The sequence below is a fragment of the Chryseobacterium sp. MHB01 genome (assembly GCF_034651565.1).
Taxonomy (GTDB): domain Bacteria; phylum Bacteroidota; class Bacteroidia; order Flavobacteriales; family Weeksellaceae; genus Chryseobacterium; species Chryseobacterium nepalense.
On record NZ_JAYEDA010000024.1, the window covers coordinates 1 to 20,973 of the forward strand.

The window sequence follows — 20,973 nt, forward strand, 5'->3', positions numbered from 1 at the left end:
AATCTGCTGTAGAGAAATGGTTTTACCATAGTATTTGCTGACGATACGAAGGCACGTAGGTCCGCAGTCTTTGGAATCAGGCTGAAGGTAAAAGGGAAAGGATTTCAAGGATGTATTTTTTATTTAGAAGTTGCCGCTTTACCAGCGACAACTATAATTTTTTAAAAGATTAACTTTTAATAGCAGTATCTGTTGCAATAATGCATGCAAAATGAAGTTCCGAAAGTAGGATCATAGGAATTCGGGTCAGCCTGGCAGGCTGCAAGGGTAGAATAGCATGCTACGGCCGCTTGTTGTGCAGCAACGCATTCCGGAGTAATTCCTCCTTTTACTGATTTTAAGTTTTCTCGTGAAAGTTTTTTTAGATTTTTCATAGTATTATAAATTAACTTGTTGTTTTATGTATTCTCTATTCCTGTTTAATTTTTTCCTAATTTAGTGAATTTTATAGTGTGAAAAGTATTTTTATTAGATATCATCATCTTCCATCAGTTCATCCATAAAATAATATATATCTTCACGGTCATACTTATCAGGAAACTGATATCCATTGATCAGAATAATCGGTGTGAAATTGAGTCCTGAATTTCTGTTTTCGGCCGACATGCTGATAAGCGGAGAAAGATCTTCATTGCCTGAAGTAATCCCTGCTTTCATTCTTGTTTTATTTTCATCCTTTGTTTCAAACCAATATTCAACAAGGTTTAAAAAATCTTCGGAAGTTTTATTTTTATAGGTATACATAAAATCAGAGATGAGATTGGTGAATTTTTCATTCTGCTTATCCGGGGAATAATTAAACCTCATCTGAACGGAGATGTCCGGATATTTTTGAAGAAGATTCCCCATGATTTTATGTGCATCTTTACAAAAACCGCAGTAAGGATTTGAAATAACCGACAGATGAATTTTCGCATCTTTGTTTCCTAGAAGGAATGTTTCATTGTCAGTAAATATTACTTTTTGATTTTCGAGAAGTTCTCTTTTAAACAGATCATAATTTCTTTTGAATCTTAAATTTTTAGCATTTGACTTCTGAAGGTTTTCCTTTTCTCCGAGAATTGTATTAAGATATACAACAGAAAAAATCAGGACAGCCCATAAAATGATGCTCAGTATTACGGTTTTTACATCAAAATAAATATTTTCAAAAAGAAAAATACTAATAATAAGCTGAGCCACTAAAACAGAAATAATCAAAAGGCAAACCCGGCAGAATGTTTTCTCTACAAATCCCTGGATATATAGCGAATAACCGATAGCAAGCAATGATGCGACAGCAAAGCTTTTCAAGACCAAAGAAGTGACAGGTAAAAAAAGTCCTAAAACTGCAATTCCTATAAAATAAATCAATGAGAAATCCGAGAACTTTAGCCCCAAAATGCTGGTTTTATCCTGATTAATAATTTTATTACAGGCATTAACGGTTTGGTTTCCTGCCGTATCACCACAGATGCTTCCTATCACGGCAGATGTAGTTCCGAATTTCTGATTGAAGATTTCAAGAGAAATATAAACTCCGGCCAGTGAGAGAATATTAAATAAGGCTCCGTACCAGGTAAATGTTAAAACTGAATACAAGACAATGATAGCAAAAATCACATACAAAAATGGCTTATAAGTAATAGCTGATTTATTTACCAGTGGATCTTTTTCAAAGAGCAGCACGAAATCAGTAGATTTCCTGTAAAGTTCATCCTTACTTAATGTAATCGTTTTATCAGAATAAATTGAATACTGGTTTCCTGATTTCTTAACGAGTGAAAAATTATTATCTACAATAGCAATAAATTCTTCAGGAAGCTCATCCCAGTATTCTTTGTCGAGCTCATATGCATCGTTTCTCACTCCCATAAAGTTCAGGGTGTCGCTGAATGCTAATGCAGAGGGATAATTGGGGTGGGAATTAAACTGAAACATAAACTCCTGTTTATCAAGCTTAAGATAATTAATAAGTTTATTTAATGGCATATTAATATTTTTCACTAAAATAAGCAGATGTTTGAGAAAAACAAAAAATTTTCTCATATTAACGTGATTTATGTTTATTTATTGCTACTAAGTAGTTTATATAAAAATAAATGTTTGGGAATTATTACTTATTATTAATAAATCAAATAATTGTACTCCCAGTAAATCCAGTACTATAATTTAAAATGTAATAATGTTTTTAATAAATAATTCCAAAAAAAAATATTTGATATAATCACCTTTTAATGAGTAATGATAGTAAGTTTGAAAGTGAAACTAAGATTATTAGAAATGTTAACAGAAATTATAATTTTTAAAATGTCCTAAATTTGTGAAAAAAAATATTAAAATATTTTTTTATTTATAAAATATATTGTAATTTTACAACGCCTTGAATGAGGGAACAAGTCAAGGTAATAAATTTTTTTTCATCATTTGTGTTTTTAGAATCGTATCGCCTGATACGATTCTTTTGTTTTTTTATGCTTTTTCGTAATTAAGAAGAAGGTTTATGAAGTAAGAATAAGTAACAGATCCTTCCTGCTGATTGGATTTCAGAAACAGATTGTTGGTAAATCCGAAAAAATCATCCAGTAAACCCTGATGTTTTAAGATGAATGCTTTCTCGTATGCTCTGTCTTTTTTCATTTCGGGAGAGTAATTTTTCAAAATAGATTTTACAAAAGCAGGATCCTTATCCAAGATATAATTTAATAAGCTTTTTAGTGTAAAATATTCCGTACTGTAGCGGAGTTCTACATTAGTAGAATTAATTCCGATCAGGTAGCCTACAAAATTGGCTTCCTGTTCTCTTGCAAAACCGAGCTGATGGGAACTTTCATGCGCTGATGTAAAAGGTATTAATGTATTGGGAAGCTGAGAGTTGAATTGAGCTTCGGCAGTAAATGGATTATAGTATCCCAGAATTCCGGTATAGCTCATCACATTTTTAAATATACTGGGCTTAAAAGAATTAATTTCAGGAGTCGTTTTTCCGGAAATATTTTCAGGAAGCATCGTCTGGCGTTTAAGGATTTCCTGCTGTACTGCATGGAGATCTTTAATAATGAAAATCCCGTTTGCATCTTCATGGGCCCGTTTTCTTGTTTCTTTACATTTCTGAAGATATTGTAAGGCTAAGATTTTAGCTTTCTCAACTGTTGGTTTCTCCTGTGAATTTAATTTTTTGATGATCGGGGTCTGGAAGTATAACATTCCCCAGAATATCTGGTAAAGAAAATAAAATATATTGATACAAACAAGAATTTGTACCAAAGCTCTTTTTCTTCTGGTTTTCCTGAAGCATGTGGTAATGCTATATATAAGAAAGATTCCCGTAAAAATATAAAGCACATCTCCGAAGGAGAAAGGAATCCATGAAAAAATGAACTGATGGAATTTCTTCTGAACTTCAAAGAAACTTTCAAAAAAAGAAACAATTACAGAAGATCTGGAGAATAAATAGAACAAAACAAATTGGGCAAGTAATAAACCTGCCCAAAATCTTTTCTTATATACTATTTTTGATGTATTAGTGGCCACTGCCTTTTGTGATTTTGTCAAGATCAATTCCCTGGGATTTCAGGATTCCACTTACCCTTATTGCATAGAAAGCAAGATAAGCAAAACAGATTACCCCCACAATATAACTGAAATGGATGTTGGTCATGTCAGCAACATATCCCTGGATAAGACTTACAATTCCGCCTCCCATAATCATCATGATCAGAAGTCCGGAACCTTCATTGGTGTGCTTTCCAAGACCGTTAATTGCCAAAGCAAAAATACAAGGCCAAAGCGTAGAGCAGAATAAGCCCACACTTGTGAAAGCATATACGGAAACCATTCCTTTGGTAAACATTCCTATTAATAAAGCTGCAATACCTGCTACGGAAAAAATCAGAAGCATTCTTGCCGGATTACCTTTACTCATAATATCGCAGATGATCATTGCAATAATAATCAATCCATATATATAGAAATGTGACAGGTCATGTTTTGCAATAGCATTCACCAGTAAGAAAACCCCGAATGCAAGGTAAGGCGCCAGGAATCGTAAGATCTTTTTAGCTCCTGCACTTATGTCAAATGCTTCTACTGCGCCGGTCCAACGTCCGATCATTAGTGATGCCCAATACAAAGAGATGTACGGTGCTATATCTTTAGTTTCAAAACCTAAACTTTTTTCCATGTAGGCGGGAAGGTTACTGGCCGTAGAAACTTCCACCCCAACATATACAAATATGGCAATCATTCCCATGAAAAGCTGCGGATATTGGAAGGCCGACTTTCTGTGTTCTCCGGGAACAATATCTTCCGTATCTTCTGTAATGGTTGGAGTGATAGCCGGAAGAGAAGAAAATTTAAGCATGATGGCTACCAGAACAAAGGCTGCTCCTAAAATGAGATAAGGAACTTTTACACTTTCAACACTCACGTCCTGGGTTGCAGCTGCTGCGGAACCAAAAATCGCGAAAGATACAATAAGCGGACCTATCGTTGTTCCGAGGTTATTGATTCCTCCTGCCATTGTAAGCCTCTGAGAGCCTGTTTCTGCGGGGCCAACTTCAATAGCTAAAGGGTTTGCCACAATCTGCTGAAGTGAAAATCCAAGCCCTACAATAAAAAGCCCCGAAATCATTAGTGGGAAAGAATGCAGGTTGGCTGCAGGATAAAACAAAAGAGTTCCCGCTGCAGAAATAAGAAGACCTACAATAAGGCCGTTTTTATACCCGATTTTGTTGACCAAATCCTGTTTTATACCTTTGGAAACAGCCATATAAATCAATGAACCTACGGTGTATGCAACATAGAAGCATATTTGCACCAGCATACTTTCGGTTTGTGATAATTTAAAAGCTTTTTGGAAAACAGGGATCAAAATGTCATTACTTGCCGCCACAAATCCCCAGAAGAAAAATACAGTAACCAATGGGATGAATTGTCCCCAATTGGTTTGTTTAGAATAATTTGACATATTTGTTGAAAATTTCTGAAAACAAATATATATTATTTCTTTTAATTATAGTGTTTTAGCAATACTTTTTTTATTGTCTCAAAAGAAGACAATTTGAGATCTTTAGGAGGTGCGGAAGGGTATAAAATTCCGTTAAAATATACTTTTGCTTTACCAGGATAACCCTTTGAATTGTCAAACGGAAAAATTTCCTTTAATCCTACGAAAGTATAGATTACGATTGGTGAATTGTGTTTTGATGAAAGGGTAAAAGCGCCGTCTTTAAATTCATCCAGAATGATGGTAGTGTCATCCGGAACACCGCCTTCTGGGAATATAACAATGCTGTTTCCTTCCTCCATTTTTTCGGCACATCTTCTATAAACATCGGCACGGCTTCTTGCGCTTCCACGGTCTACCATCACGCATATTCTTTTGTAAATTGTTCCGAAAATCGGGATTTTTACCAGTTCTTTTTTACCTACAAAACAGATGGGATGATCGGCACATAAAATACACATCAGCATAATGTCCATAATAGAAGTATGGTTGGAGATAAAAACATACTGCTGGTTTTTGTCCAGCGTCTCTCCGGAAAGTCTGGTCAGCTCGTAACGAAGGCCCATACCGTAAAAGATACAGTAGCTCCAGTATCTTACAAACCGATATGCATATTTATAATGTTTTTTGTTGAATGATAACAAATACACCGGAAGTCCGAAAATCAGGGTGAAAACAAAGGCCAATATCAGAAGCCAGGCTCGCCAGAGATAATTTAAAATTTTTCCAGCCATCTTATCCGTTAAAAATTATTTTTTTCTTGATGGAATAATTAAGCACGGAAACCAGAAGGATTGCAGCAATCTTGCTGATAATCTCAGGACTTAAAGAATAGATAATAAGATTAAATGTATCCTTAAAAATATAGCTGTAAAAAATCTGGAAAAACCCGAGGCTCAAAAAAGTTGAGATGAAAGATACTGCCATAAAATAAGCAAATTCTTTTCTTTTGGAATGTTTTCCTCTTTCAAAGACAAACCATATGCTCAGGAAATAATTGGTAATAATCCCGCAGCTTGTGGAAAAAATATTACTCAGAGGATAATGTATTCCGTGAAAATCAGTTTCACGGGGAAAGAAATGGGGGATTGCCGTACTGAAAAGTTTAAAACTCCCGATTTCAACAACGGCGCTGAGCCCTCCTGCGATTATGAAGAATAAAACCTGTTTCTGCCGTAATAGTAAATCTCTCATCCCGATGATATAATGTGCAAATTTATAACTATATGTTAAACACTGAAAAAAGATGTTAAAAATTTTTTTAGATACAAAATAATTTCTAATTTTAATTTTCCGGAACGATATAGGCTTCACCTGATAATAAATTCATTTTCAACTATTTGTGTTGATGGTTTTTTCTATCTTGTAATATGATTCAATCATACTATCAAAAAAAATTTACGCTCACTTTTAATAATATTTGTATGAAAAGTCAAAACAAATACAGGAAATTCCAGCTTCAGCAAAAAAATATTGAAGCGCTAGAACGGGAAAATTCACGCTTCAAACGTGTATATTCTGAGTATGAAAATATGTCCGAAGAGCTCTGGAACCTTGAAAACTCCAATAATGAACCTCTTCCCGACGATTTTATCAACGCGATGATCCTTCAGACATCCTATCTTGAAGATGAGATCGAAGACTGGCTGGTTCGGTTTAATGATAAAAAAGCGGAAATAAATTAACAATGATGCAATACAGAAGACTTTGAAGGGAGCCGAACAGAATTTTGTCCGGCTCTCTTTATTATTTTAGTTATTATTAACAATGTCATGCGCAACATTTCAAAATATCACGCAAGCCTATTTGCTTTTCAATTCTTCGATCTCAGCTTTTAGTTCTTTAATTTGTTGCTCGTAAACTTCAATGAGTTTTTTCGAAACCTCAGAATATTCGTAATAAATATTTTCATTATCAACAGCTTGATATCCTGTTCCGTTTTGTTAAAGAAAAATTTTTTCTAAATTTACTTCGATAATCCAAAAAACACCTAGATGTTAAAAAATGAAACCGGGCATGCAAAAAACATTGCAAATGCCAACCTATTGTGCTCATACATTGCCAATTTAGGATCAAAATACAATCCTACTAACTCAAAATTATTACTCGCCAATCTTCAAAGCATTTACAATTCCGCATTTGCAAGTCAGCAAGCTGTAAACAACGCTGTGGCTCCCTATTCTTTGGCAGTAGACCAACGCGAAAAACTTTTTGCTCCCATCAGCAAAAAGATCACCAGGCTTCGCAAAATGTATAAAGTAACTGAAGATGTAACAGATGCTCAACTTGAAGATTTCATGACTATTGCAAGAAAGCTGAAAGGGGTGAGGAAAGTAAAACCCTCATCGACAACTGATCCGGAAGAAGTACAGAAACAAAACTCTGTTTCGCAGATGAGCTACGATCTTAGAACCGATAATTACGATCAGTTGATAGCGCTTCTTCAGAATACACCCAATTATAATCCCAATGAAACAGAATATCAAATAGCTACTTTACAGCAGGAAAAAAATAAAATGCTTCAGGCAACACAGGCAGTTACAAGTGCATTTATTCCTTTAAACGAAGCCAGAAGTTTAAGAAACCAAAAAGTTTACAATGCAGAAGATAACCTCGTGGATATCTTCAACAAAGCAAAAGACTATCTGTTCACAATTCTTGATAGCGATTCTCCGGAATATAAAGCAGTTTCGAAAATAAAATTCAAGAAACGTTAAAAACAAAAGAGCTTACATAATTGTGTAAGCTCTTTCATTTAAAATTTAGACCAGTTTTATGAGGTATTTAAATCTTTTCCAATTTTTAAACATGGTTTGTCATCCTGTAAGGATCTAAGCGCAGTATTAGAAACTTGCCACTTACAAATACCGTTGATATTTCTTAATAGTTAAAAAGCTATCCGGAGTATTAAGACTCTTTACAAAATAAATAAAGCTCTGTTCCAAATAGATAAGCCATTTTCTAAAATATTTATTGCCTTGTCCAAAGTATTTAAAGCTTTGTCTCAAACCAATACAGCATGGTCTGGAATGCTTATGGTATCTTCCGAAATAGATTATAGTTCCATCAGAATAAAATACATATCTTCCCAGTTACCTACTTTATGATCCAAAATACATCCTCATTGAGAAATCACAAATAACATATATGTCATGTTCATAATCTCTCATCTTACAAGATAAATTCATAATTTAGCATCCTTAAACTAAAATGGAAAATATGGTTGCTATTGTTGATAGTGGTTCTACAAAATCAGACTGGATCATTCTGGACGAATTTAAAAACGTCTTTCTGAAAGCAGAGACTATTGGCTTCAATCCGAATTTTATTAGCAAAGAACTTATCGTTCCTGAAATTGAAAAAAATACAAGCTTAAATTCCGTAAAAAATTCAATCACCAAAATATATTTTTACGGCTCAGGATGTGGGGTTCAGCAGAACTGTGATATCATTATAGAAGAAGTAGGAAAAGTCTTTACCAATGCCGAAATCATTGTGAAAGAAGATCTCACGGCAGCAGCCTATGCGGCCTACAGAGGAAAACCAGCCATTGTTTGTATTCTTGGTACAGGTTCAAACTCATGCTATTTTGACGGTCAAAATATAAAAATCCAGTTGCCTTCCTTAGGATTCCTGGTAGGAGATGAAGGAAGCGGAAGCGCAATTGGCAAACAGCTTGTCAGAAGATTCTTTATGCAGAAACTTCCCGAAGATCTTTCTGTAGAATTTGAACAAACGTATAAGCTGACAGTGGATGAAGTGCTGAAGAACATGTATCACAGCACACGGCCCAATGCTTTTCTTGCAGATTTCAACAAATTTGTGGTGGAAAGAAAGGAACATCCCTACTTACGGAAAATGGTGCACGATGAAATGCTCAATTTCTTCGATTATCAGGTGCTTCCATACAAAGAATCAAAAGACGCCGAGATCAATTTTATCGGTTCTATTGCCTATTACTATGAAGATGTTTTGCGCGCAGCGGCGGCAGAACTTAATTTAAATGTAGGACAGATCGTACAGAAACCTATCGAGAGTTTAGTCGATTACCACATTCATTATATATTATAACTAAAAACAAAATTCATCATATGTCAAGTAAAACCCACCGCGACGAAAAGAACTTTAATCAGGCCGCGTTAGATTATCATAAAGCCGAACCTAAAGGAAAAATCGAAGTGATTCCTTCAAAACCGCACTCCTCACAGAGAGATCTGTCACTGGCGTATTCGCCGGGGGTTGCAGTTCCCTGTATGGAAATCCACGATAAGCCGGAAACTGTTTACGATTACACTGGAAAAGGAAACCTTGTAGCGGTTATTTCCAATGGTACAGCGGTTCTCGGATTGGGCGATATCGGTGCGGAGGCTTCAAAGCCGGTAATGGAAGGAAAGGGACTTTTGTTCAAAATTTTTGCAGACATCAACGTCTTCGATATAGAAATCAATGAAAAAGATCCCGACAAGTTTATAGAAATCGTAAAAGGAATTGCTCCTACTTTCGGAGGCATTAACCTTGAAGATATCAAAGCTCCGGAAGCATTTTATATTGAACAGAAATTAAAAGAAGAACTGGATATTCCTTTGATGCACGACGATCAGCACGGGACAGCCATCATCTCTGCTGCAGCTTTGATAAACTCTTTAAAAATCGCCAATAAAAAAATTGAAGAAGTAAAAATGGTGGTAAACGGAGCCGGAGCGGCTGCCATTGCATGTACCAATCTTTATATTTCTTTAGGGTTAAAGAGAGAAAATGTTCTGATGTGCGACAGCAAAGGTGTGATCAACCATAAACGGGAAAACCTTACTCCTGAAAAATTGGACTTTGTCGCTCAGACAGATATCGATACGCTGGAAGATGCGGTGAAAGGCTCGGATGTTTTCGTAGGATTGTCTAAAGGAAATGTAATGACACCGGAAATGTTATTAAGCATGAATGAAAATCCTATCGTATTCGCATTAGCCAATCCAGATCCTGAAATTGCCTATAATCTTGCTATTGAAACCCGGAAAGATGTGATTATGGCAACCGGAAGAAGCGATTATCCTAACCAGGTAAACAATGTGCTGGGATTCCCTTATATTTTCCGTGGAGCACTGGATGTGCAGGCAAAAACAATCAATGAAGCCATGAAGCTGGCTGCTGTTCATGCCATCGCAGATCTTGCCAAAGAACCGGTGCCTGAAGCGGTAATTCTTGCTTATAACCTTCAGAATCTTCATTTCGGAAGAGAATATTTTATTCCGAAACCATTTGACAACAGATTAATTACCAAAGTTTCGAGTGCGGTAGCGAAAGCTGCTGTGGAAAGCGGGGTAGCCCGAAAAACCATTACGGATTTCGATGAGTATGAAAACAGTCTTCTCGACAGAATGGGAAGAGATGAAAAGCTGGTGAGAATGATGCAGAACAGGGCAAAAGCAAATCCTAAGAGAATCACTTTAGGCAATGCCGAAGAGTATAATGTGCTGAAAGCCGCACAGATTCTCTATGAAGAAGGAATTGCTTATCCTATCCTTTTAGGAAGCAAAAAATACATTAAAGAACAAATGGAGCGTTTCGGAATTGACCTTGATGTTCCGATTATTGATCCAAGTGACGACGACCAGAAGGAAAACAGAAAAAGATACAGGGAAACCCTTTGGAAGCTTCGCCAGAGAAAAGGGATGAATGAATATAAGGCTAAAAGATTCGTTCGTCAGAGAGATTATTTCGGACCTTTGATGCTAAAACACGGCGATACCGACGGACTGATTGTTGGATTCTCAAAAAATTATGCTTCGACCCTCAGACCGGTTCTGGAAGTTATTGAAAAAGATAAAGGCGTTGATAAAGTATCGGCCATGATGATGATCCTTTCGGAGAAAAAACCGATTTTCTTTGCAGATACTTCCATCAATCAGAATCCTACCGCTGAAGATCTGGTAAATATTGCCAAAATGGCGGAACTTACCGTAAAATCTTTTGCGATTGAACCAAGAATTGCCATGCTGGGATTTGAAAACTTCGCCGCGATTTCTGAAACTTCAAAAAAAGTGGCAAAAGCAGTAAGCATCCTTCACGAAAAATATCCGAAAATGGTTGTAGACGGTGAAATCCAGCCGGATTTTGCCATGAACTCTGATCATTTGAGTGATTACCCGTTCTCAAAATTAGGAACAACACCTGCTAATACATTCATTTTCCCAAATCTTGAGAGCGCCAATCTATCCTATAAAATTATCAGGGGGATGAAGGTTGCACAAGTGATAGGACCAATTTTGATGGGGTTAAAACAGCCGGTTCACGTACTTCAGATGCGCTCTAGTGTTGATGAAATCGTGAATCTTGCCACGATCGCTGTTTTGGATGCCCAGAGAAGAGAAAAAAAAGGATAAAATAATACGGATAATGTAAAAATTACCGATCTTTAAAAATTATGATAAAGACTTCATTCATGGAGTCTTTATTTTTTTATTTTGAAGGTAAAAAATTATGCGTATAAATCTCCACGTTGATCTGCATAAATCTTTCAATTTATCTGGATGATTTTCTGATGTTATCCGTATAATTTGAAAACTCACCCTTGTAAAACAGACAATACATTACCGGAAAATAATTTTCAAGTCTTTCATTTTTGTCCCCGATCTTTAAAATTCAAATTAAAAATTAAGTTAAAAAGCATTCGTCTCTGAAATGAAAACATTAATTACTTTAATTTGCTATATTTGGGAGTTTTAAAAATTAATAATGATATTTTCACTACAAGGCATGGTTCAGGAACTTACGCCTACCTACGCAGTGATCAACGTCCAGGGCGTTGGTTACTATGTAGGGATAAGTTTAATGACCTCACAAACCCTTACCACAAATAAGGAAACCTTTCTTTATATCCAGCAGATTATCAGGGAAGACGCTCATTTGCTGTTCGGCTTCAAAACCAGATCAGAAAAAGAGATGTTTAACCTGTTAATAAGTGTTAACGGAGTGGGCGCCGTATCTGCCCTTATTTTACTGTCTACTTTAAGCCTTGATGAGATTGCTTCAGCCATCCTGTCAAGAAACAGCGCACTGATCCAGAAAGCGAAAGGAATTGGTGCTAAAACAGCCGAAAGAATTATTGTAGATCTTAAAGATAAAGTCCAGAAATTCAGCAATCCGGAGGAAAATATTTCTACTCTTGCAAATAATAAAGTGAAGGAAGAATCGTTATCTGCATTAGAAGTTTTGGGCATTCCTAAAAGGATGAGCGAAAAGCTTGCAGACAAAATTATCAAACAGAATCCGGAGGTTTCAACCGAAGAACTGGTAAAACAAATTTTAAAAAACATTTAACATTTGGTGGCAAATATTAAGTATTTCAATATATTCCTTTTCCTGTCGTTCATGTGTATGTCAGTAATGACATTTGCACAGCAAAGACCGGCAGTAGGGGATACAGCTATAATAAAAAAAGACTATCAGCTCGCGGATCCTACGCAGTATGAAGCTTATTACGATATAAAAACCGGAATGTATTACGTATATCCGAAAATCGGAAATACCATTACAGGTCCTCCTACGGCAATGTCTCCCGAAGATTATAAAGAATTTATGATGGCGGAGCAGACAAGGGCTTACTATAAAGAAAAATCAGACCGATACAGCCTGATGTTCCGAAAGGATAAAAGTGATGCTGCCAGAAAAGGATTGATTCCTTCTTTAACGATCAATAACCGTCTTTTTGAAACCCTTTTCGGAAGCAATAAAATAGAGATCATTCCCTCAGGATATGTTTCTTTCGACTTCGCAGGGCTTTATCAGAAGATTGATAATCCTTTGATTTTACCCCAGAACAGAACCAGTTTCACTTTCGATATTGATCAGAGAATCCAGCTTGGTTTACTAGGAAAAGTAGGAGAGAACCTTCAGCTGAAAGCCAATTATGACACCCAGAGCGGTTTCGCCTTTGAAAACAGAATGAATCTCGTGTGGCAGGCGAAAGGAAGCTGGAAAGATCTTCAGCAGAAAGGACTTCAGGATGTGGATAAACCCAGTTCGGGAGGTGAGGATAAAATTATTAAAAGAGTAGAATTCGGTAATGTAAATATGCCGTTGTCAACCAGTCTGATACGCGGTTCTCAATCGTTATTCGGGGTAAAGACAGAGTTTCAGCTGGGAAAAACGTATGGTACGGTAGTGCTTTCCCAGCAACAGGGAGAAGCGAGAAATATTACCGTTCAGGGTGGAGGTGTTATGAATACCTTTAAACTCAACGCCATTGATTATGAGGATAACCAGCACTACTTTATCGGGCATTATTTCCTGGATAATTATGACAATTCTTTATTAAACTACCCACAGATCAATTCTAAAATCAGCATTACAAGAATGGAAGTTTGGGTGCTTGATCAGGGAAACAGCAATCTGCAGTACCAGAAAAGTATCGTGGGAATCAGGGATCTGGGTGATGCTCCCGGCGTGCTTCCAAATAATGATCAGCCTGGGTTTAATTTGTATTCTACCGTAAATGCTTTACCGGGACTAAGGGATGCAAGTACTGCGTATAATGCCATAAAAGGAGCCAATCTTCCGGTTGCTACCGGTGGTACGGAACCTTACGTGGACGGAGAGCACTTTATATTTAATAAAAAAGCAAGAAGATTAAATACCAATGAATATATACTTCAGCCGCAGCTGGGATACATTTCATTAAATCAAAAGTTAAATGATAATCAGCTTTTGGCGGTATCGTTCTCATATACGGTAAATGGAAGCAACCAAGTGTACAAAGTCGGAGAATTCTCCGAAGAAAGTACAGTGTTGATGGCGAAATTGTTAAAGCCTAACACCACAGTAAAAACTTCCTCTCCTATGTGGGACCTGATGATGAAAAACATCTATTCGCTGGATGCAGGACAGGTAAATCAGGACGGATTTATCCTGAATGTTTTATACAGAGATCCGCAGTCCGGAGGTAAATTAAACTATCTTCCGGTAGCCAATAACCCGCAGGTAAACAATGTTCCTTTAATCAAATTGCTAAACTGGGACCGACTCAATGCCAATGGCGACTTACAGACCAATGGAAATACAACCGGTGACGGTATTTTCGATTTTGTTAACGGAATTACCATCAGGCCGGAGACGGGAAGGGTAATCTTTACAAAAGTGCAGCCGTTTGGGAGTTATATTCAAAATGTAATCGGAAGTAATGATCCTCAGTATGTATTTGCAGACCTGTATGATCAGCAGAAACAGGTGGCAACTTCCAGCAACCTCGCGCTGAGGTATACTATTGAAGGTCGTTATAAAGGAACACAGGGGCAGGGAATTTCTCTTGGCGCCGTAAATGTTCCTCAGGGTTCCGTGAAAGTTTCTGCGAACGGAGTTCAGCTTACCGAGGGTATTGATTATACCGTAGATTATATGCTGGGTACGGTGACCATCATCAACGAACAGGTGAAACAATCCGGACAGGCTATCAACATTTCATTAGAAAATCAGCTTACTTTTAATACTCAGCGAAAACGTTTCTTAGGATTAAACCTTGAAAGAAGATTTAATGAAAACTTTATCTTAGGGGGAACCGTTGTTAATTATTCCGAATCCCCGCTTACCCAAAAAGTAAATTACGGACAGGAAGCCGTCAACAACACAATGGCAGGAATCAATCTGATGTACAACAGCCAGCTTCCTTTCCTGACAAGATTAACAGATAAAATACCGTTTGTAAACACAGAAGCACCTTCAAATCTGAACTTCAAAATGGAGACGGCGTATTTACTTCCTGGTTTAAATAAAGGAATTAATGACCAGTCTTACATTGACGATTTTGAGCAGACGACTTCCAAAATTACCTTAAAAGAACCAACAGCATGGAGCCTTGCTTCAAAACCTGAAAAGAACCAGTCTGACCCTCTTTTTGCAGGAGCCGGTAAAAATAATGACATTACAGAAGGGTACGGAAGAGGTTTGCTGTCATGGTATAATATTGATCCGCGATTCTGGGGTGTAGGAGGAAGAGCCCCGAACGGTATTACGCCGCAGTCGGTTTCCAACCACGCTTCAAGAAGGGTTCAGTTTTCAGAAATTTTTAACAACAGGGATTTTGTTGCAGGTGAACAGACGTATACCAATACATTCGATATTTCGTATTATCCTGCTGAAAAAGGGCCTTACAATTCCAATCCTGCTGCAGAAAGTACGGCACAGCGATGGGCGGGTATTATGAGACCAATCTCAGTATCCAACTTTGTAAGCTCAAATATTGAATATGTGGAATTCTGGATGATGGATCCTTATGCAGATGGAAACCCCATAGGTACTAATCCAAAGCTTTTACTGCAGCTGGGTAATGTTTCAGAAGATATCCTGAAAGACGGACAAATGCAATATGAAAACGGATTGCCAACTCCTGCGGCGCCATCCACTACTACAAGCTCCAATTGGGGAATTCAACCTAAACAGCCGCCTATCTTGTATGCCTTTTCAAGTGAAGGCGCAGACAGAACGGCTCAGGACTTGGGGTATGATGGTTTAAGTTCAGACCAGGAAGCTGCTATATTCGGAAATACATTTGTTAATCCGGTTACCAATATTTCAGACCCTGCTGTAGATGATTTCGTATTCTATATGTCAAACAGCTTCACCGGAAATCAGGCCTCATCATTGGTACAGCGCTACAAATACTTCAGAGGTCCTGAAGGGAATTCCCAGAGCAACTCGCTGGAAGTTGCCACACAGACTCCGGACTCTGAAGATATTAATAAAGATTACAATCTTGATCAGAGTGAAAGCTATAATCAGTATGAAGTAAGACTTGATCAGGGAAGTTTGGCTTTAGGACAAAACAACATTGTTGATGTTAAAACAGTTCAGGCACAGTTCCAAAACGGACAGACTTCTCAGGTAAAGTGGTATTTGTTCAGAATTCCGGTTTCACAATATGTAGCAACTGCCGGAGATGCGGATCCTTCAATCCTGAATAATGTAAGATTTGCGAGATTATTATTAACAGGCTTCGATCAGACTTCAACATTAAGATTCGGAACAATGGATCTTGTAAGATCAGACTGGAGAAAATATCCTAAAAATATCGCACAGTACGGTTCTACACTTCCTGATCCTGCAACCAATGAAGGAAGCCAGATCACAGATACCAGCAATCTTGATGTAGGAAGCGTGAACATTGAGGAAAATGCTTTAAATCAGCCGCCTTACGTACTTCCTCCGGGAATCGACAGACAAATCCTTAGCGGAAATGCAGGAGCACAGAGGCAAAACGAAGCTTCATTATACATGAACATTAAAAATCTTCCAAATGCACAGGCGAGAGGAGTATTTAAAAATACTTCACTGGATATGAGAAGATATAAGAAATTAAAACTTTTTGTTCATACACATGATCCTCTTAACAGGGATGCCAATATCGGACAGATTGACCCTAAAACCAAATTCTTCATCCGTTTTGGAAGTGATGCCACGGATAACTATTATGAATATGAGGCATCATTGAAAATAACTTCCAATTCATCTACAACACCAATGGAGATCTGGCCAATGGAGAATGATGTCGATCTGAATATACAGGATTTTGTGGATGCTAAATTAAGAAGAGATAAAAACAGCCCGAACAATATTTCCGAAAGAATAAAAGATAATGTGTTTGATGAAGGAATTAACAATAAAAGAATTTACATTAAAGGGCGTCCGAGTTTAGGAAATATTACGACCATTATGATCGGTGTACGAAATGGTGTGGACAGAGCGGATCCTGGATTTAATCTTGAAAGAGTTCTTTGGGTTAATGAAATCCGACTTTCTGAGATTGAAAATGATGGCGGTTATGCGGGAAATGCAAGTCTTAATTTTAATCTTGGAGACTTTGCTACAGTAAATACAAGTGCATCGTATACATCGGTAGGATTTGGAAATATAGATTCTAAACCTGCGGAAAGAACACAGTCTACACAGTCTGCTTTCAGTATTAATACGGCTGTAAATGTTGATAAATTCCTTCCTGAGAAAACAGGAGTGAAAATCCCGTTAAATTATTCATATTCTCAGACTATCGAGGATCCTAAATATAATCCCCTGGATACTGATGTTGAATTTAAAAAAGCAGCCAATAGAGAAGAGCTTAAAAAAGTAGCAAGAACATATACCCAGCAAAGAAGTATCGGTGTTGTAAACATGCACAAAGAAAGAATGAACCAAAATAGAAAGCCAAAATTCTATGATGTGGAAAACCTTTCGGTAACTGCCGTTTATAATGATGATTTTTACAGGGATATTTATACCAAGAGAAATTACAGGCAATATCTGAGAGGATATATTGATTACAATTATACTTTTAAGCCATGGGTAATCCGTCCTTTCAATAAAATGATCAGTGACACGGCGAAATCTACAAAATACCTGAAGTGGGTGAAAGAATTTAATCTCAACCCGATACCAACCAGATTCTCTTTCAGAACGGAAGTAGACAGGAATTACAATGAATTGGAGTTCCGTAATATTGATGCCATTTTAAGCGGAAACTATGCAGATGATTTCGGAGCCATCAGAAACAGAAACTTCTATTTCGGTTGGCAGTATGGTTTAGGATTTAATTTTACAAAATCTTTAAAACTTGAAATTAATTCTGCTACCAGAACATTAAATGATAATGTGGATGTAAATACGATGGACAACAATTCCATTTTTGGAAATGTATTCAGAGCCGGAAGACCGGTGTTGTATAACCATAGAGTTCAGTTGACTTATAAGCTTCCGTTTCAATATCTGCCGTATCTCGACTTTATTGATGCGGAAATGCAATACGGATTCACTTATAACTGGAACGCGAGATCTACCGTGCTTCTGTCGAGTCCGGATGGAAGTCTTGGATCAATCGGGCAGAATACCAATGTAATTCAGGCTACCGCTTCCGCAGACTTCACGAAGTTCTTCGGGCAGTTTGGCTATTTTAAAAATATTTCTGCAAAACTTCAGAAACGCAAACAGGAAATTGATTCCTTAAATAATGCTTACACTCAGGCATGGGAGAAAAACAGATATGCGTATAAAAAATATAAGTTTAAAAACAGACTTACGCCGCTGCAGAGTATGGCCTATTTATTAACATCAATCAAACAGCTGGATGTTAATTACTCCGAAAATAATGGTACTGTTTTACCGGGATTATTGTCGGCTCCTAACTGGTACGGTTACGGACAGACCTTAGGTGGTCCTACCATTGGGTTCCTTTTCGGTTCTCAGGCGGATATCAGAAGAACTGTAATGGAAAACGGATGGGTAAGTGATTCCGAATTTATGACAGATCCATACGTCCGGATGTCCACAAGAGAACTTCGGGCCAATTTGCAGGTAATGCCGATGAATGATCTCAGAATTGATATCAGTGCACTGCACAATTACAACAGAAACTTTACACATACCGGATTTAATTACAGAGATCCGAATACAGGAATCGCCAATCCGAATTATACTTTCGCCAATGATATGGTAACCTATTCGAATTCTGTGATATTGCTAAAAACCGCTTTCAAAGATGGTACGGCAATTTATCAGGCAATCAGGGAAAATGCAAGAACGTTATCTCAGCAAATGCCGGGAGCATTAGAACCAAACGGATTTAAAGACGGATATGGAATATCAAATGCCTATATTCTTATTCCGGCATTCAGGGCAGCAGTAGAAGGTAAAAACCCGAAAATGATGACCAATCCTAAAAAAGCAGGACTTCCGATTCCGAACTGGAAGATTACCTATTCAGGATTAAGGAATATCCCGATCATCAACGGGCAGTTCTCCAAATTTGATGTTCTGCATGCTTACCAGGCAACGTACACGGCAACCGGAGTGCAGTCAAGTATAGATTATTTCAATACCCTCAATAATCTCGGTGCTACTCAGAGAGATATCAATGATGATTACATCAATCCATTTACATTCGCTCAGGTAGGCTACGTAGAAAACTTCTCGCCATTGATCGGTGTCGATATGACGATGAGAAATAACATACAGTTTGGTCTCCAGTACAACCGATTGAGAACACTTCTATTGGGATTGGTGAATCATACATTGACAGAGGATTCAAACAGTGAGTATGTAGTGAGAGTTGGGTATATTATCAGGAACTTCAGGCTGGGAATGGCTAATACGGGCGGTAGAGGAAAAGCCAAGGGAAGCGACCTGAATATCAGAGGTGATTTCTCCCTGAGAGACAGCAGAACCAGCATCACCAATATTCTTTTGGATGATTCGCAGATTACCGGTGGACAGCGGTTAATGAACATTAAGATTTCTGCAGACTATAATGTTTCGGAAAATCTGAACCTGAGAGTATTCTACGAACAGATGACTTCTAAATATAAAATCTCAACAGCATTCCCGCTGTCAACCATAAGAGCCGGGATTTCTGCAACATTTACCTTCGGAGATTCAGGAGGTTTCTAATTAGAAAGAAAATAAATTTAAATGTCCTTCAATTTTGAAGGACATTTTTTATCTCCGATATTTGAAGCTTCTGGAATTTTGAATACATTTGTACAAAATAAAAAATTAAAAATGAACACACCATCAGAATTAAAGTACACTAAAGATCACGAATGGATTAAGATCGAAGGTAATGTTGCTACAATCGGTATTACAGACTTCGCGCAGGGAGAGCTTGGCGATATCGTTTATGTAGATGTAGATACGGTAGATGATGATCTTAACGGAGGAGACGTTTTCGGAAGTGTGGAAGCTGTAAAAACAGTTTCAGACTTATTCTTGCCGATTTCAGGAAAAGTGATTGAGTTCAATTCAGAACTTGAGGACCAACCTGAATTATTGAACTCAGACCCTTACGGAAACGGATGGATCATAAAATTAGAAGTAGCTGAAGGTGCAGATCACTCAGAATTACTTTCTGCTGAAGATTATCAGGCAATCATTGGATAAAATTTCAAAAATATTGAGTAAGATACTGCCCATTTATTGGGCATTTCTTACTTATATGCTCCTCAAGCCCGGCGAAGAAAATCACGAATACTGGTTTATGTTCCAAGGTATCGACAAACTTTTGCATCTTAGCATCTTCGCAGCATTGGGTTTCTTTTTCATGGCTGCATTTCCGAAGATCAAATTTTATTATTTCATTCAGATTATCCTTATTTACGCTTTTCTCACAGAAATCCTTCAGGAAGAAATGGGACTTGGCAGATCTATGGAAACCTTAGACGTTATTGCAGATACCATTGGCTGTCTCATCGGTTACTTTGCATATAAGCTTGTTGTCAAAAGATTTTTCTAATCTTATTCACGAACCTTCACTCGTTTCCACAGAGCTTACATACTCTCACACAAACACACTTTCACACGCTCCAACCTGCCTCTTATTTCAGGAGCTTAATCCGGCTCTCGCTACTCGCTTTTCCTGTTGTATTGGTAGCGGCGGCGGAGCCGCCGCTACCAATACAACAGGAAAGAGCTCAGACATGCCGCTCGATCCGGGCTAGGGTGGGATGGAAGTAAGAAGTAAGAGGTGAAAGGTTAGAAGTGAGAAGTGAGAGGTGAAAGGTTAGAAATGGAATATTCAAAGTTTTGGTTTAGGATTTATGATTTACGTTCATCCTTTCAAATTTCCAACCTTCATAATTCAAAACTGCGGTAGGTAACTTAGAGAACATCCCCTTATAGCCTGCCTATCCTTCATCCATCACTCCCCACCTCTTACTTCTCACTTCTAACCTCTCACTTTTCACTTTTTACTTTTTCCAGTTTATAAGTTAGCTTATCTTCTCTTTGACCAACCCCCTGCTCCTTTCACGGGCACCCAACACCCATATACATATATATAGATCCACCCACTCTCTCCTTCGCAGCCTCCCATCTCCCATCTTCCTTCTTCCTTCTTCCTTTCTCCCCTTATAGGCTTAAAATTATTCATGCATACAACCAAAGAGTTAAGGGCAAAAATTGCGTAAACTTAAATTTTATGTTAAATAGATTTGGAATATAGGATAAAGTGTTGT

Annotated in this window: 15 protein-coding genes; 8 read left to right on the top strand and 7 right to left on the bottom strand. The window is 37.5% G+C overall.

The annotated features are described in order from the left end of the window. The 7 genes from U9K52_RS21350 to U9K52_RS20605 form a co-directional block, all read right to left on the bottom strand. The coding region (locus U9K52_RS21350) for a cysteine peptidase family C39 domain-containing protein (RefSeq protein WP_323673815.1) at positions 1 to 108 on the bottom strand (108 nt) is incomplete at its 3' end. A 68-nt stretch (positions 109 to 176) separates the two neighbouring features. After that, entirely contained in the window at positions 177 to 374 is a 198-nt protein-coding gene (locus U9K52_RS20580; RefSeq protein WP_248390662.1) for a bacteriocin-like protein, read from the bottom strand. 94 nt (positions 375 to 468) lie between these two features. Next, positions 469 to 2,028, bottom strand: a complete 1,560-nt coding sequence (locus U9K52_RS20585; RefSeq protein WP_322927935.1) for a vitamin K epoxide reductase family protein — start codon at positions 2,026 to 2,028, stop codon at positions 469 to 471. A gap of 423 nt (positions 2,029 to 2,451) precedes the next feature. Continuing rightward, positions 2,452 to 3,513 carry a DUF3810 domain-containing protein gene (locus tag U9K52_RS20590; RefSeq protein ID WP_322927936.1) on the bottom strand — a complete coding sequence of 354 codons (1,062 nt, stop codon included), beginning with the start codon at positions 3,511 to 3,513 and terminating at the stop codon, positions 2,452 to 2,454. Continuing rightward, a complete protein-coding gene (locus U9K52_RS20595) occupies positions 3,503 to 4,948 on the bottom strand; it encodes a sugar MFS transporter (RefSeq protein WP_263601539.1) in 1,446 nt (481 codons plus the stop codon). Before U9K52_RS20595 ends, U9K52_RS20590 begins: the two co-directional genes overlap by 11 nt. A 41-nt stretch (positions 4,949 to 4,989) precedes the next feature. Continuing rightward, positions 4,990 to 5,721, bottom strand: a complete 732-nt coding sequence (locus tag U9K52_RS20600) for a lysophospholipid acyltransferase family protein (protein WP_322927937.1) — start codon at positions 5,719 to 5,721, stop codon at positions 4,990 to 4,992. A 1-nt stretch (position 5,722) separates the two neighbouring features. After that, complete coding sequence (locus U9K52_RS20605) at positions 5,723 to 6,181, bottom strand: GtrA family protein (protein ID WP_263601538.1); 459 nt, start codon at positions 6,179 to 6,181, stop codon at positions 5,723 to 5,725. 230 nt (positions 6,182 to 6,411) lie between these two features. On the opposite strand from U9K52_RS20605, the gene U9K52_RS20610 reads away from it, so the two are divergent. From U9K52_RS20610 to U9K52_RS20645, 8 genes are all read left to right on the top strand, one after another. Then, a complete protein-coding gene (locus tag U9K52_RS20610) occupies positions 6,412 to 6,672 on the top strand; it encodes a hypothetical protein (RefSeq protein WP_248390681.1) in 261 nt (86 codons plus the stop codon). A 309-nt stretch (positions 6,673 to 6,981) separates the two neighbouring features. Then, on the top strand, positions 6,982 to 7,704 hold the full coding sequence (locus tag U9K52_RS20615) for a hypothetical protein (protein ID WP_263601537.1): 723 nt from the start codon (positions 6,982 to 6,984) through the stop codon (positions 7,702 to 7,704). A gap of 502 nt (positions 7,705 to 8,206) precedes the next feature. After that, a complete protein-coding gene (locus U9K52_RS20620) occupies positions 8,207 to 9,058 on the top strand; it encodes an ATPase (RefSeq protein ID WP_248394982.1) in 852 nt (283 codons plus the stop codon). A 20-nt stretch (positions 9,059 to 9,078) separates the two neighbouring features. Further along, positions 9,079 to 11,367 (top strand): NADP-dependent malic enzyme, encoded by a 2,289-nt coding sequence (locus U9K52_RS20625; RefSeq protein ID WP_248390684.1) that lies wholly within the window; start codon positions 9,079 to 9,081, stop codon positions 11,365 to 11,367. A gap of 352 nt (positions 11,368 to 11,719) precedes the next feature. Continuing rightward, entirely contained in the window at positions 11,720 to 12,304 is a 585-nt protein-coding gene (gene ruvA, locus U9K52_RS20630) for a Holliday junction branch migration protein RuvA (protein WP_322927938.1), read from the top strand. Positions 12,305 to 12,361: 57 nt separating this feature from the next. Next, positions 12,362 to 19,411, top strand: coding sequence for a cell surface protein SprA (gene sprA / locus U9K52_RS20635; protein WP_263601536.1), 7,050 nt, complete (start codon positions 12,362 to 12,364; stop codon positions 19,409 to 19,411). A gap of 111 nt (positions 19,412 to 19,522) precedes the next feature. Then, entirely contained in the window at positions 19,523 to 19,900 is a 378-nt protein-coding gene (gene gcvH, locus U9K52_RS20640) for a glycine cleavage system protein GcvH (RefSeq protein WP_263601535.1), read from the top strand. A 13-nt stretch (positions 19,901 to 19,913) separates the two neighbouring features. Next, positions 19,914 to 20,252, top strand: coding sequence for a VanZ family protein (locus U9K52_RS20645; protein WP_322927939.1), 339 nt, complete (start codon positions 19,914 to 19,916; stop codon positions 20,250 to 20,252). Positions 20,253 to 20,973 lie beyond the last annotated feature (721 nt).

Excerpts from the sequence above, each read along its gene's own strand:
- U9K52_RS20580 (WP_248390662.1), bottom strand. The coding sequence starts at position 374 with ATGAAAAATCTAAAAAAACTTTCACGAGAAAACTTAAAATCAGTAAAA.
- U9K52_RS20585 (WP_322927935.1), bottom strand. The coding sequence starts at position 2,028 with ATGAGAAAATTTTTTGTTTTTCTCAAACATCTGCTTATTTTAGTGAAA.
- U9K52_RS20595 (WP_263601539.1), bottom strand. The coding sequence starts at position 4,948 with ATGTCAAATTATTCTAAACAAACCAATTGGGGACAATTCATCCCATTG.
- U9K52_RS20600 (WP_322927937.1), bottom strand. The coding sequence starts at position 5,721 with ATGGCTGGAAAAATTTTAAATTATCTCTGGCGAGCCTGGCTTCTGATA.
- U9K52_RS20605 (WP_263601538.1), bottom strand. The coding sequence starts at position 6,181 with ATGAGAGATTTACTATTACGGCAGAAACAGGTTTTATTCTTCATAATC.
- U9K52_RS20610 (WP_248390681.1), top strand. The coding sequence starts at position 6,412 with ATGAAAAGTCAAAACAAATACAGGAAATTCCAGCTTCAGCAAAAAAAT.
- U9K52_RS20615 (WP_263601537.1), top strand. The coding sequence starts at position 6,982 with ATGTTAAAAAATGAAACCGGGCATGCAAAAAACATTGCAAATGCCAAC.
- U9K52_RS20620 (WP_248394982.1), top strand. The coding sequence starts at position 8,207 with ATGGTTGCTATTGTTGATAGTGGTTCTACAAAATCAGACTGGATCATT.
- U9K52_RS20625 (WP_248390684.1), top strand. The coding sequence starts at position 9,079 with ATGTCAAGTAAAACCCACCGCGACGAAAAGAACTTTAATCAGGCCGCG.
- ruvA (WP_322927938.1), top strand. The coding sequence starts at position 11,720 with ATGATATTTTCACTACAAGGCATGGTTCAGGAACTTACGCCTACCTAC.
- sprA (WP_263601536.1), top strand. The coding sequence starts at position 12,362 with ATGTCAGTAATGACATTTGCACAGCAAAGACCGGCAGTAGGGGATACA.
- gcvH (WP_263601535.1), top strand. The coding sequence starts at position 19,523 with ATGAACACACCATCAGAATTAAAGTACACTAAAGATCACGAATGGATT.